Source organism: Pseudomonas campi (assembly GCF_013200955.2).
Taxonomy (GTDB): domain Bacteria; phylum Pseudomonadota; class Gammaproteobacteria; order Pseudomonadales; family Pseudomonadaceae; genus Aquipseudomonas; species Aquipseudomonas campi.
The window spans coordinates 1140721-1153787 of sequence record NZ_CP053697.2 but is presented as its reverse complement, the minus strand read 5'-3'; the positions used below and the strand labels follow the sequence as shown (position 1 = coordinate 1153787).

General features: G+C 64.9%; 14 protein-coding genes. 6 read left to right on the top strand and 8 right to left on the bottom strand.

Going from position 1 to position 13067, the window contains the following annotated elements; all coding sequences use genetic code 11:
* Positions 1–196: 196 nt before the first annotated feature.
* On the bottom strand, positions 197–1324 hold the full coding sequence (locus HNE05_RS05245) for a polysaccharide deacetylase family protein (protein ID WP_173204040.1): 1128 nt from the start codon (positions 1322–1324) through the stop codon (positions 197–199).
* Between the two features lie 238 nt (positions 1325–1562).
* Positions 1563–2744 (bottom strand): tetratricopeptide repeat protein, encoded by a 1182-nt coding sequence (locus HNE05_RS05240; protein WP_420826987.1) that lies wholly within the window; start codon positions 2742–2744, stop codon positions 1563–1565.
* 166 nt (positions 2745–2910) lie between these two features.
* Between HNE05_RS05240 and yaaA the strand changes: the two genes are divergently transcribed.
* The 4 genes from yaaA (at position 2911) to HNE05_RS05220 (ending at position 6525) form a co-directional block, all read left to right on the top strand.
* Positions 2911–3690, top strand: coding sequence for a peroxide stress protein YaaA (yaaA, locus tag HNE05_RS05235; RefSeq protein WP_173204038.1), 780 nt, complete (start codon positions 2911–2913; stop codon positions 3688–3690).
* A gap of 311 nt (positions 3691–4001) precedes the next feature.
* Positions 4002–4835, top strand: coding sequence for an SDR family oxidoreductase (locus HNE05_RS05230; protein ID WP_173204036.1), 834 nt, complete (start codon positions 4002–4004; stop codon positions 4833–4835).
* A 4-nt stretch (positions 4836–4839) separates the two neighbouring features.
* A complete protein-coding gene (locus HNE05_RS05225) occupies positions 4840–5217 on the top strand; it encodes a hypothetical protein (protein ID WP_240008818.1) in 378 nt (125 codons plus the stop codon).
* A 147-nt stretch (positions 5218–5364) separates the two neighbouring features.
* Complete coding sequence (locus HNE05_RS05220) at positions 5365–6525, top strand: AAA family ATPase (RefSeq protein WP_173204034.1); 1161 nt, start codon at positions 5365–5367, stop codon at positions 6523–6525.
* Here HNE05_RS05220 and HNE05_RS05215 read toward each other — a convergent pair.
* Complete coding sequence (locus tag HNE05_RS05215; protein ID WP_173204032.1) at positions 6522–7421, bottom strand: DMT family transporter; 900 nt, start codon at positions 7419–7421, stop codon at positions 6522–6524. The two genes, HNE05_RS05220 and HNE05_RS05215, sit on opposite strands and share 4 nt — an antisense overlap.
* A gap of 146 nt (positions 7422–7567) precedes the next feature.
* Here HNE05_RS05215 and HNE05_RS05210 point away from each other — a divergent pair, with 146 nt between their 5' ends.
* Positions 7568–8443 (top strand): helix-turn-helix domain-containing protein, encoded by an 876-nt coding sequence (locus tag HNE05_RS05210; RefSeq protein ID WP_173204030.1) that lies wholly within the window; start codon positions 7568–7570, stop codon positions 8441–8443.
* On the opposite strand, the gene HNE05_RS05205 is transcribed toward HNE05_RS05210, so the two are convergent.
* The 4 genes from HNE05_RS05205 to HNE05_RS05190 form a co-directional block, all read right to left on the bottom strand.
* Positions 8444–8764, bottom strand: coding sequence for a DUF3325 family protein (locus HNE05_RS05205; RefSeq protein ID WP_173204028.1), 321 nt, complete (start codon positions 8762–8764; stop codon positions 8444–8446). It lies immediately after the preceding gene.
* Positions 8764–10290: a PepSY-associated TM helix domain-containing protein gene (locus HNE05_RS05200; protein WP_173204026.1), complete on the bottom strand. Its 1527-nt coding sequence runs from the start codon at positions 10288–10290 to the stop codon at positions 8764–8766. The genes HNE05_RS05205 and HNE05_RS05200 overlap by 1 nt, the downstream gene beginning before the upstream one ends.
* Positions 10287–10583 (bottom strand): DUF3649 domain-containing protein, encoded by a 297-nt coding sequence (locus HNE05_RS05195; RefSeq protein ID WP_173204024.1) that lies wholly within the window; start codon positions 10581–10583, stop codon positions 10287–10289. Before HNE05_RS05195 ends, HNE05_RS05200 begins: the two co-directional genes overlap by 4 nt.
* A 191-nt stretch (positions 10584–10774) precedes the next feature.
* Complete coding sequence (locus tag HNE05_RS05190) at positions 10775–11218, bottom strand: phosphate-starvation-inducible protein PsiE (RefSeq protein WP_420827000.1); 444 nt, start codon at positions 11216–11218, stop codon at positions 10775–10777.
* A 255-nt stretch (positions 11219–11473) separates the two neighbouring features.
* Here HNE05_RS05190 and HNE05_RS05185 point away from each other — a divergent pair, with 255 nt between their 5' ends.
* Positions 11474–11734 (top strand): YebG family protein, encoded by a 261-nt coding sequence (locus HNE05_RS05185; protein WP_173204020.1) that lies wholly within the window; start codon positions 11474–11476, stop codon positions 11732–11734.
* A gap of 116 nt (positions 11735–11850) precedes the next feature.
* On the opposite strand, the gene HNE05_RS05180 is transcribed toward HNE05_RS05185, so the two are convergent.
* Positions 11851–12870 carry a Leu/Phe/Val dehydrogenase gene (locus tag HNE05_RS05180; RefSeq protein ID WP_173204018.1) on the bottom strand — a complete coding sequence of 340 codons (1020 nt, stop codon included), beginning with the start codon at positions 12868–12870 and terminating at the stop codon, positions 11851–11853.
* Positions 12871–13067 lie beyond the last annotated feature (197 nt).

The following is a 13067-nucleotide window of genomic DNA, read 5'->3' as shown; positions in this document are numbered from 1 at the left end:
ATACTCCATTCGGGATGACAGAAAAAAGAACTTTTTCATCGCTTGCAGACTTTTTTATCGGCTCGACGAATAACCCTTGGCGTACCCGATCAGCACCGTTAAAGTCGGAAGTCCTGCCCCTCGACGAGCCCGCTGCGGTTTGCTCGCCAAGCACAGCGCAAGTCCCTCCGAATCCACCCTCGATGCCCTCCTCGATTCAGCGATAGCGGCGGCAATCCTGCCACTGCAACGGCACCCCTGCGCTCGCCTGCAGCACCCAGGGCAAGGCGCCTTGGGCCTTGTTGTGGATGTCGTGGAACAGCAGCACGCCACGGCGCCACAGCAGCATCAGGGTCAGCACGCGCTGGCCGGCGGCCTCGGCGTTGACCTTGCTGCTCCAGTCCTGCGAGTCGATCTGCCACAGCGCCACCTGCAGCCCCTGATTGGCGAAGAAGGCCTGGCTGTCAGCCTTACGCTGGCCATAGGGCGGACGGAACAGCGGCACGTACAACGCCGGCAGTTCGCCCTGCAGCAGTTCACGGGTGCGACTCACCGAGCCCTGCCAATCGGCCCAACTGGCATGCGACTTGTGTTCCCAGCCGTGGGAAGCCACACACTGGCCGGCATACAGCTGATTCAAGGCGGCGGCCGTAGTCTTCTGCAGGCGCTGCTGCAGGTTGCTGCCGAGCACGTAGAAGGTGCCGTTGAGGCCCTGCTGACGCAGCCAGGCCGCCAACTTGTCAGTGTGGCCACCGAGCGCCGTGGGGCCATCGTCGAAGGTCAGGAGGAACTGCATATCGGCCAGTTCGTCGCCGTTACGTTCTTGTTCGGAGAACAGCGCGATCTCGCTGCTGATCCGCGGAAACAGCGCGGCCAGGCGCATCTGCTCGTTGAGGTAGCCAAGGTGGAACCGCTGGCTGGCCTCGGCCCAGGCGAAGTAGCGCGAGTCTGGGGCGATCACCAGTTGCCGGGCCTGCTCCTGCAGCCCGGCGACATCTTCGACCGGCGCGCAGAAATCGCTGGCCGCCGTGCAGCTCTGCCGAGCGAAACGATAGTTCTCCAGCAGGCGCTGCCAGAAGCGTTCGCGCACCTGGCCGATCGACTGCAGATTGGCCGACTTCAGACCCAGGCGGGTCTTCCAGGCGGTTTCGTCGATCCCTTCGCTGGCCTGCAGGGCCTGAGCGAAGGTGAGAATCTCCGCGCGCGAGGCGCTATCGAAAGCGGCCTGGCTGTGCAGCGGCTCGGGCCAGCTGCCGCGATCAAGGGTGGCGAAGCTCGCGGGGCCGGCAGCCTGGACGCTGCCGGCCAGCAGGCCGAGACTGAATAACAGGGTTCTGATCCGCATGAATGTCCTTCCTTAGAGCCTGTGCACGATCTCGCCAGCACGAGCTGAGTAGAGTCTGTCGGTGGAAAATGCTTCGCAGTTTTCCACCCTACGCGGGCCTGTGGGCTCTGTAGGGTGGATAACGCTTTGCTTATCCACCAGCTTGTTCACAATCAGCGTGGTTGCGAAAAAATCGTGAACAGGCTCTTAGAATGAAAAACGCGCCCCTGAGGGGCGCGCTATTTTGATCGGCGACGGATCAGTGACGATCCTGCACGCGCAGGATGGCCTTGTCGTACACCGGGTTGGCCTTCTGTTCCTTGGCCAGGTGGTAGTGACGCAGGGCGTCGTCGAACTGCTCGGCCGCCTCGTAGATCCGCGCGATGTTGTAGTAGGAACCGGCCCGTACGGTGGCCGCGCTGGCGCCGCTGGCCAGGGCGATGGCCTTGCGGTTGGCCCAGATCGCTTCGGCGGTGCGCCCGGCCTTCTGGTAGGCCAGGCCGAGGTTGCCGTAGGCCTGGCCGTAGTTGGCGTCCAGCTCGATGGCTTCGCGGTAGAAGTCGATGGCCTGGTCCAGCTGGCCGGCATGGTAGGCCGTCTCGCCCTGGCGGTTGAGTGCCTGGGCATCGCCCTGGGCGGCTTGTGTGGCAGTCAGGCTGGCAATGCTCTGGCCTTCGTTCTGCAGCGGCTGGAGGATGCCGCCGATGGTGGCACTTTCGCCGCTGATACCCTGCACTTGGTTGATGTCCTGGAAGTCGCCGTTACCGGTGACGCGGAACACCGTCCACAGGTTGCCGCGCTGGCCCTGCGGCACGTAGTAGGTGCGTACCAGCGACTGGCCGACATAGACGAACACCTTGGCCTGGCTGGCGCTCAGGGCATTGGCCGACGGGTTGCCGCTGTTGATGAAGTCATGCACGGCATACACGTAGGTCTCGCCGAAGCGCTTCTTCTGCAGGGTGATGGTTTCCGGGCCGTAGCTGTCGGTGTCGTCGACATCCAGGTTGGCCTCGTCGCCCTCCTTCTCCATGAAGAAGATGTGATTACCCGGATAGGCGATGTGCGAGTCGAGGTCGGCCGGGGCCTGCCCCCAGCTGAGCACCACGCGCATGCCGTCGAGGCTCTGCATCACCGGACTGATGGCGTAGGTCATGCCTTTGCACGGGCACTTGGCGACCAGATTGGAGTAGCCGGCTTTCTTGATGATCAGCAGGCTGGCGGCGTCATCAGGGAAGGCCGTGGTCAGGCTAACCTGGCCCTGGGCGTTGGTCTTGCCGACCACGCTCTGCGCGCCGTTCTTCTGCACCAGCACTTCGGCGTCGGCGATGCGCTGGTCCTTGACCACGGCGCTGAGCACTTCGATGGGCAGCTGCTCGGCCTGGACCAGGGCAGCGGTGGATGCGAACAGCAGGGATGCGATGGCGCGAGGGAGAAAACTCACTGCGACCTCCTTGTCAAAGCGATGAATGGAAGGCGCGGCCAAACGATCGCGCGGCGGCCACTATAACCGCAGCCCGCAGCACAGTCTGTGACTGATCGCCCCTATAGCTGGAGCCGCACCCCGCATCCAGCCTAGAATCGCCGCCACGTTTTATGGAGACGATCCGATGCTGATGGTGATTTCCCCCGCCAAGACCCTGGACTACGAGACGCCGCCGGTTATCGGCCGTTTCACCCAGCCCGCGCACCTGGACCATGCCCAGGAGCTGATTGGCCAATTGCGCGAACTGAGCCCGCAGCAGATCGGCGAACTGATGCACCTGTCGGACAAGCTCGCCGCCCTCAATGTCGCCCGCTACGGCAGCTGGCAGCGGCCATTCAACCCGTCCAACGCCAAACAGGCCCTGCTCGCCTTCAAGGGCGATGTGTACACCGGGCTGAATGCCGAAGACTTCGCCGAGGCTGACTTCGACTTCGCCCAGACCCACCTGCGCATGCTCTCCGGCCTGTACGGCGTGCTGCGCCCGCTCGACCTGATGCAGCCCTACCGCCTGGAAATGGGCACCAAGCTGGCCAACCCGCGCGGCAACAACCTCTACGATTTCTGGGGCGAGCAGATCAGCGCCTGGCTCAATCAAGCCCTGGCCGAACAGGGCGACGACGTGCTGCTCAACCTGGCGTCCAACGAGTACTTCGGCGCGGTCAAACGCAAGGCCCTGAATGCGCGAATCATCGACACCGAGTTCAAGGACCTGAAGAACGGCCAGTACAAGATCATCAGCTTCTACGCCAAGAAGGCCCGCGGCCTGATGGCGCGTTACGTGATCAAGGAGCGCCTGCGCGACCCAGCTGGCCTGAAAGACTTCAGCTATGCCGGCTACCGCTACAGCGCCGAGCAGTCCAAGCCGGACAGCCTGGTATTCCTGCGCGACCAGCCGGCGGAATAACAGTCCGCGCCAATCCGTTGATCCAGACTGGCTCAGTCCTGAGCAGGGGCAGTTTGTAGGGTGGATCGCGCTCCATCGATCCACCGAGCGGCGTCATGGTGGATGAAAAAAGCGTCATCCACCCTACGAATTCGGCAGTGACGGCGCCAAACCAAAACACCGTTACCGAACGCACGACTCTGCGAACAGGGCACGGCGCTTTGGCACGTCGGGCCAGCCACTCTGGCCCGCAAGGCAAGTACAGCTGGCACCACCCTTGTGTAGGATGCGAGCAGGGTCCAGTCCCTGCCCCCTAACAACAAGGAGCCAGCATGAGCCAGCCAGTGGTACTGATCACCGGATGTTCCAGCGGCATTGGCCGCGCCCTGGCCGACGCCTTCCACGGCGCCGGTTACCAGGTCTGGGCCTGCGCGCGCAAAGCCGCTGACCTCAGCACGTTGAGCGCGGCCGGTTTCGTCGCGGTACAGCTGGACGTCAACGATGCCCAGGCCGTGCAACAGGCGGCCACGCGCCTGCAACAGGAAGCTGGACGCCTCGACGTGCTGATCAACAATGCCGGCTACGGCGCCATGGGCCCGCTGCTCGATGGCGGCGCCGAGGGCATGCGCCAGCAGTTCGAGACCAACGTGTTCAGCCTGGTCGAGCTGACCCGCGCCTGTTTCCCGCTGCTGCGCGCCAGCCGGGGTCTGGTGGTGAATATCGGCAGCATCTCCAGCGTGCTGGTGACCCCGTTCGCCGGCACCTACTGCGCTTCCAAGGCGGCCGTGCATGCGCTGTCCGATGCCCTGCGCATGGAACTGGCGCCGTTCGCCATCGAGGTCATGGAAGTGCAGCCGGGCGCCATCGCTTCGAGCTTCGGCAACAACGCCAGCCAGGCGGCGGAACAGCTGCTCAACGACAGCTCACCCTGGTGGCCGCTGCGTGACGGTATCCGCGCCCGCGCCAATGCCTCCCAGGACAAACCAACCCCGGCCAGCGAGTTCGCCGCCGACCTGCTGACCGCAGTACAACGGCCCAAGCGCCCGGCCCTGCTGCGCCTGGGCAACGGCTGCCGCAGCCTGCCCTTGCTCGCCTTCCTGCTGCCGCGCACACTCCTGCAGGCCGTGCTGAAGAAACGCTTCGGCCTCAATCAGAAGCTTGTCTGAAATCATGTCCAGCCCGCGCCGCTTTGCCCTTTACCAATACGCGCTCGGCGCCGCCGCAGCGGTGTTCGCACTCAACCTGCTGGTGCGCGGCCTGCTCAAGCTAGGCGGTCTGCCCGCCACCCTACTGGTGGCCATAGTCGTCGCGCTGGGCCTGCGCTGGCTGTTCACCCACCTCGAAGGCCACCTGCCTCGCCACGGCGAAGCCTGGGGCCTCAACCTGCTCTACGGCGCGGTACTCGGCCTGCTCTACCTCGGCCTGTGGGGCCTGATGTGGCTGAAGGACGAGCCCGGCCACATGGGCCAGTTGCTCTTCGTGCTGCACTACCTGAGCTATCCCGTAGCGCTGGCCTTCGCCCTGCATCTGGGCCGACGCCCGACGTAGCTTCGCCATGCTGCCCCACGCTAGCCCTGCACACACCTGTACGACTGACGCCGAGCCATTCGTATCGACGATCCGGCCCGCTGCGCTAGGATAGTTGCGCGCCCTTCGCCACTGATCGAGGCGGCTCTACTGTCAGGACGACTCGCCATGCTGCATACCCTCGCCGTCGGCAACTACCGCTCCATCAACAATCTGGTGATGCCACTGAGCCGGCTCAATCTGATCACCGGCACCAATGGCAGTGGCAAGTCCAACCTCTACCGCGCCCTACGCCTGCTGGCCGAAACGGCCCAAGGTGGTGTAGTCAATGCTTTGGCTCGGGACGGCGGATTGGAGTCGACTATCTGGGCGGGGCCGGAGACGATCAGCCGGCGCATGCGCAACGGCGAAGTGCCGATCCAGGGTGGTCCGCGCCGAGAGGTGGTACGCCTGCGCCTGGGTTTCGCCAGTGAGGACTTCAGCTACGCCATTTCCCTAGGCCTGCCCGAGCCGTCGAGCTCGGCCTTCTCCCTCGACCCGGAGATCAAACGCGAATGCATCTGGGCTGGCCCCTGCTATCGCCCGGCCGCACTCTTGGTCGATCGCGAAGGCCCGATGGTGCGCCAGCGTGAGAGCCGCGACTGGCAGGTTCTGGCCCAGCACCTGCCCAGCTACGACAGCTTGTTCGATCAGATTGGCAACGACCCGGGTTGCCCGGAGGTGTTCCAACTGCGCGAGACCATCCGCCGCTGGCGCTTCTACGATCACTTTCGCACCGACGCCGAGGCACCAGCCCGCCAGCCGCAACTGGGCACCCGCACGCCGGTGCTGCACCACGACGGGCGCGACCTGGCCGCCGCGCTGCAGACCATCCGCGAGATCGGCGATCGCCAAGCCCTGGAACAGGCCATCGCCGACGCCTTCCCCGGTTCCGAGCTGAGCATCGAATTCCAGCCCGGCGGGCGCTTCAGCGTCGCCCTGCGCCAGGAAGGCCTGCTGCGCTCGCTGTCGGCAGCAGAGCTGTCCGACGGCACCCTGCGCTACCTGCTGCTGGTGGCTGCTCTGCTCACCCCCAGACCGCCTTCGCTGATGGTGCTCAACGAGCCGGAAACCAGCCTGCACCCGGATCTGCTGCCGGCGCTCGGGCGGCTGATCATCGAGGCCTCGCGACATACCCAGGTGTGGGTGGTGTCCCACGCCAGTCGGCTGATCGCCACACTGGAACAACACCCGGAATGCAACTCCATCGTCCTCGACAAAAGCTTCGGGCAGACCGCCATCCAGGGCCAGAGCCTGCTCAATGAACCCGCCTGGCACTGGCCGGATTAGGCTCGATCTGCCTGAGGACTCACCACCGAGCGCGGTTTCCGGAACACCAGCACATTGCCCAGCATCACCAGCAGCAGCCCCAGCAGCGCAGGCGCCGTCCACTGGTAGCCCTCGACGAACACCGAGATATTCAGCGCCACCACCGGGAACAGCACGGTGCAGTAGGCCGCGCGTTCCGGGCCGAGGCGCCCGACCAGGGTCAGGTAGGCGGTGAAGCCGATCACCGAGCCCGGAATCGCCAGGTACAGCAAGGTGCCGATATAGCGCGGGCTGTTCTCGAAGGTGAACGGGATACCGCTGACCAGGCAGTAGCCGACCAGCAGCAACGCGCCGTAAAGCATGCCCCAGGCATTGGTGGTCAGCGGCCGCAACCCGGCCTGCTGCTGCAGGCTGGAGAGCAGGTTGCCGGCGGAGAAGCACAGCGTGCCGATCAGCGCCAGGCCCAGGCCGATCAGGCTTTCGCGGCTGGCCTCGTGGCCCGCCAGTTGTGGCCAGAACAGCAGGCCCAGGCCGAGCATGCCCAGCGCGCCGCCGGCCAGCACATTGGCGGCAATCCGCCGGCCCATGAAGATCCTTGCATTGAGCGCATTCCACAGGGTCGCGGTGGAGAAGATCACCGCCACCAGCCCGCTGGGAATCCACTGGCTGGCGGTGTAGAAACACATGAAGTTGATGCAGAACAGGCACAGGCCCTGCGCCAGGCAGATCAGCTGGCCACGGCGGTTCATCGGTTGCAGGCGGCCACTGAGCAGCAGAATGGCGAACAACACCAGGGCCGCCAGGGCGAAGCGGTAGGCGATGGAAACTGGAATGGCCACCTCGCCCAGCTGCAGCTTGAGGGCAATCCAGGTGGTGCCCCAGATCAGGACGGTCAACAGGTACAGCGACAGGTTCATGACCAGGCTCCGTGAGACAGGCCTTCAGTCTCGACCCGCCAGGCCGCCTGCGCTTGCACAAAATTGCGCTTATCTGCGCCAGGCGGATGGCAGCGGCGCATGCCGGGAGTAGGATGGCCACTGTCCAACCCGGCACTTGAACCCCGATGACCAGCCTCGCCCACAACCAGGTATTCCAGTCCCTCAGCAGCTCGCCGCACGCGCGCCTGCTGCATGGGGCCGAGCTGGGCGACGACTTGGCTGCGGCGCTGTGGACCAACCACCACGATGCCCGCGACTATCAGGGACCGAGCCAGCACACGCTGTCCTGCTACCTGGCCGGCGGCACCGGCACCTTCCGCCGCGAGAAGCCCGGCAGCAAGGGCGCGCCGGACAAGCTGTGCATCCTGCCGGCCGGCCATGAATCATCCTGGGTGATCAATGGCGAAATCTGCCTGGCCCACCTTTATGTCAGCCCCGAGCGTTTCGCTGCCAGCGCGGTCACCCTGCTCGACCGCGAGCCGCGCGAACTGCAGCTGCGGGAAAGCACCTTCCTCGACGATCCGCAGCTGGCCGGGCAGTTTCGCCAGCTGGTGCAGCTGGACTGGGACGAACCCGGCGAGCGCCTGCTCGGCAGCAGCCTGGCCCACGAGATGATCAGCCATGTGCTGCTGACCCAGGTCGGCCTGCGCCAGGGCCTGAAGGTCAAGGGTGGACTGGCGCCGCACCTGCGCCGGCGGCTGGCCGAGTACATCGAACAGCATCTCGAGCAGCCCCTCAGCCTGGGCGAGCTGGCCCAGCTGGCGGCGCTGTCGGAATACCACTTCGTGCGCATGTTCCGCGCCAGCTTCGGCCTGCCGCCGCACCGCTATGTGCTGCAACGGCGCCTGCTGCGTGCGCGCCAGCTGCTGCAGCACAGCCGCCTGCCACTGGGCGAGATCGCCCTGGCCTGCGGCTTCGCCAGCGCCAGTCACTTCAGCAACCGCTTCCGCGCCGCCTTTGGCGCCGCCCCCGGCCTGCTGCGCGCAGCCCGCGCGGACTGATCAGACCAGCAGAGTCAAGCCACCAGCAGCCGGCAACAGTGCGGCCAGCGGCAACACCCAGCGCGCGCGCCAGGCCAGCACAGCGACCAACAGCAGCCCCGCCAGCATCAGCAGGCACAGCCAGGTCACCGCACCGATCTCGCCGCCCAACTGTTCGATGGACAGCAGTAGACCGAGAACCAGACCGACCAGCGCCAGGCCGCGCAGCAAGCGCTGACGGCCGATGCTGGGCGCGCCTTGCAGCAGTATCTTGTGCTGGCGCGCCATGGCCAGACAGAGAGCCAGCAGCGCCAGGTAACTCAAGGCAAAACCCAGCAGCATCACAGTGCCTCCTCGACCAGCACGCGACGCGCGCGGGGTTCCTGGGCCTGTTGCGGCTGGCCACAACGCCAGGCGCACAGGGCGCAGAGCAGGCCACACAACAGCAGGAACAGGTCGATCCCGGCCAGCGCCCAGTCGCCACGCAACAGGCTGGACGGCAAGCCGCCATGGCTGGTGGTCAGCACATTCACCAGCGGCAGCCCAAGGGCCAGCACTGCGCCCAGAGCCAACTGCTGGCTGAGCAGACTGCGCGGCTGGTTACGGCGCAGTACCGCCCACAACGCCAGCAGCAACCAGCTGCCAACAAACACCCAGCCCTCGGCCGTGGCCCGTTCGGTCAGGTCGGCGGGGATCAATCGGTTACCCCATAGCAGCGCCAGGCTGGCCAGCGGCAGGCCGACGAACACCCCCCCATTGAGCGCGCGCACCAGGCCGATTCCTGCAGTGCCACGGGCCTCACGCTTGGCCAGCCAGACCTGCAGACCGCCGACCAGCATGGCGCAGCCGGCAAAGCCGAGCAGCAGGTACATCAGACGCACCAGAGTGCCGCCGAACTGGGCCATATGAAGCCCGGCCAGCCAGGTGTAGGCGCGGTAGCCGGCCGAGGCGTTTTGCACGTTGAGCAGGGTACCGCTGGCGTCGTCGTAACTCAGGGTTTCCAGCGGCGGGGCGATGCGCGAGCTATCGAAGCGGCGAATATCCACCACGCCAGCTTCATCACCCGGATGGTGCACGCTGATCCAGCCGGGCTCAGCGCCGCCCCAGTGCTGGCGCGAACGCTCGACCAGCTCGTTCAGCGAAGCCTGTTGCGCCGCGGGCTTGTGCACACCCTCGCGGTTATAGGCGCCCATCACATCGCTGAAGAACTGTTCGACATTGCTGTTGTAGGCCACCTGCGCCCCGGCCGGCATATAGGTGGCGACGAATATCGCCACGCCGGTGTAAGCCAGTACCAGGTGGAAGGGAAAGCCGATCACGCCGAACAGGTTGTGCGCATCCAGCCAGGCGCGCTGGCCATTGGCATTCGGCCGCAGGGTGAAGAAGTCCTTGAAGATGCGCCGATGGATGATCACCCCGGACACCAGCGCCACCAGCATGAACATGCCGGCCAGGCCGACGATGTACATGCCGAGGGTGCCACCATGCAGGTTGTAGTGCAGCTCGAAGAAGAAGCCACCGCCGAGGGTTTCCACCATCGGCTGCTGGCTGGCCGGGTCGAAGGCGACGTTGTGCATTTCCTCGGTCTTGTCCACTTCCCAGCCCAGCCGCCAGAACGGCTCACGGCTGGTCGGCCCATGCATCCAGAAGGCATGCAGCTCGTCGCTGACATTCGCCTCCAGCCAGTCGCGCACCTGATCGGCCGTCATGCTCGACGCCACGCCCTGGTGCAGTGCCGGACGCATCCAGCGCTCCAGCTCCTTGTCGAAACAGGCCAGGGTGCCGGCGAAGATGATCACGTAGAGCAGCCAGCTCGGCAGCAGACCGCCCCAGGTATGCAGGCCGGCCATGGATTGACGCAGGCTCATGGGCGGACTCCCAGTTCAGTCGGCAGGAAGGCGGCAAGGCAAAGGGCAGCGGTCAGACCGACTAGCCATAGCCAGGCACGGGTCGCGCTACGGGCGGCGAACACATAGATCACCGCCGCAGTCCATACGGCAAAGCAGGCCAGGCTGGAAAACACCACGCGGTCGGCCCGAACCAGCGGCAGGTAAACGGAAAAGAACGCGGTAAAGCCATAGGCCAGCGCATAACCGCCGAACAGGGCAGCCAGCACACGCGAGGCAATGCTCCAGCGCGACAGGGGAAGGTTCTTGCTCAAGGTCGGCTCGCTGTTTTCGGGGAATACGTGCCAGCCGCTCACGATGGAACGACTAGCAACTACGAATCAGAGCCATATAGTAGTGAGAAACACTTGCAGTGGAAAGCTATTAGCAGTCTTGTCCTACCACCCCCTGCCGCGTGATCAGGCCGCGTGGCCCGGCAAACCGCCCCACGCGCCCAAGGACCGCCTCAGGCTTCGCCAGCCTCGCGCTCTTGCTCCCGTCCCAGGCGCATCGGCGCCTGCACCGAGGGGAAACGCGAGGAGGCATAGCGCACCACCAGGATCGCCAGGCCGAGCAACAGAATGGCGCCGGAGACATAGACCACGCCCATGTCCGGGCGATGATGGTGCGACACGTCGGAGATCAGCAGGCGGGTCAGCGCGGTGATCGCCACGTAGATCAGGAAGCGCACCGGCATGTGGTTGGTCTTGAAGTAGATGCCAACCATGGCCCCCAGCTCCAGGTAGATGAACAGCAGGAGGATGTCATCGACCGTGATATGGCCCTTCTCCAGCATGCCGAGAAAGGCCACCACCGAGGCCCAGGCGGTAATGCCGCCAATGCCGAATAGTGCCAAGTAGTGGAACGACTCCACCATCAGGTTGCCGACGGACTGCGCAAAGTCATGCATGCCCTCGCGCAGGGCTTCGATCTGTTTCGATTTCACGCTGTTACTCCTGACTACTCTTGATTGGCCATACTGGCGCCGCCTGATGACGGTTATGCAGAATGGAGGCCAGCGTGACGTCCAGGCATTGGCCGCGGGCACCGCGACGGGACTGCCGGCAAAGACTTTGGCGCAGGCCTTGCAGCAATGATGCATCTCTTTATACTGTATACAAATACAGTATTTTTCTTCCCAACAGATACAGGAATGAGGTGATGAATGGCCGTCGAAGTGGTGTACCGCAGCAGCCGCGACCTGGAGCGCTTGTTTATGGATAAGGCCGAAGCCGATCGTTACGACAAGATGCTGGAACTGGCCGAAGCGCTGTCCGAGGCGCTGCAGAAGGCCGTGCCATCGCTCAGCGAACAGCAGGTGGAAGAACTCGGCATCTTCATGGCGAAGAACCGTGACACTTTCGCCAAGGCCTTCAAGAACCAGCCGGAAGCGCTGGCCGAACTGGGCGCAGAAGTCGCCGAGTAATTACCGGCGGCTCTGCGCGCCAGGTAGTCCTTGGCGGATCTCGTCAGGCAACAAAGAACGCCCAAGGCAGTGACCGCCCTGGGCGTTTCTGTTTTCAAGAGCGGGTCTGAACTGCGCTAGCCGCACAACAACCGCTCCGCCAGCCGGTCGGCAACCCTTGCCGGCGAGTGCTTGTCGGCCTGGGCATGGGCGTAGATATCGGTCAGGCGCAGGCCGATCTGCGCCAGGTGCGCGGTGATCGCCGGCAGCTCATAACCCCGATGTTGCAGCGAGACATAGATCAGCCCGCCGGAATTGATCACGTAGTCCGGGGCGTAGAGGATGCCGCGCGCCTCCAGTTCATCGGCGATTTCGCCACTGGCCAACTGGTTGTTGGCCGCACCGGCCACCGCCGCGCAGTGCAGGGTGCCAACCGTCTGGGCGTTGAGCACGCCACCCAGGCCACAGGGGGCGAGGATCTCGCACGGCGTGCTAAGCAATGCCTCGTTGCTCACCGCATGGGCACCAAGCTGCTCCACCGCCAGCTGCACACGGCCGGGGTCGAGATCACTGACGAACAATTCCACCCCGGCCGCCGCGAGCTGCTCGGCCAGGGCGAAGCCGACGTTGCCGAGGCCTTGCACGGCGATACGCAGGCCCTCCAGATCACTGCTACCCAGGCGCGCCTGGGCAGTGGCGCGGATGCCGGCGTAGACGCCCATGGCGGTGTGCGGCGATGGGTCACCTGCGCTGGTGGTGCTGGTCACGTGCTGGGTGTGCTGGGCGATGCAGTCCATGTCGGCGCTGGAGGTGCCGCTGTCCATCGCGGTGATGTAGGCCCCCTTGAGCGATTCGATCATGCGCCCGAAGGCCTCGAACAGCGCGCCGCGGTTATCCACATGAGCGGGACGGATGATCACCGCCTTGCCGCCGCCCTGCTCCAGGCCGGCCAGGGCGGCCTTGTAGCTCATGCCCTGGGCCAGGCGGATGGCATCGCGCACGGCGCTGTCGGTATCGGGATAGGCGAGATAACGACAACCGCCAAGGGCGGGGCCGAGGCGCGTGTTGTGGATGGCAATGATGGCCTGGAGGCCTGTGGCAGGGTCTTGCGCCAGATGCAGGGCTTCGAGCCGGGCGCGTTCCATCATGGCGAACATGCGGATTTCCTTGCTGGCTTTACAGGCCAGTATAGGTCGGGCGCTACCTGCGGCTGGGTTGACTGGGTATAAGCCACCCACTCCTGATAACCAGACTCATAGCCCGGCTTGAAGGATCGAGCCCACAGGCTGAGTCCCGAAGGGTGCGCACGGTGCACCTACGGAACAGCTCCCGACGGGGTTGCGCGCGCACCAGC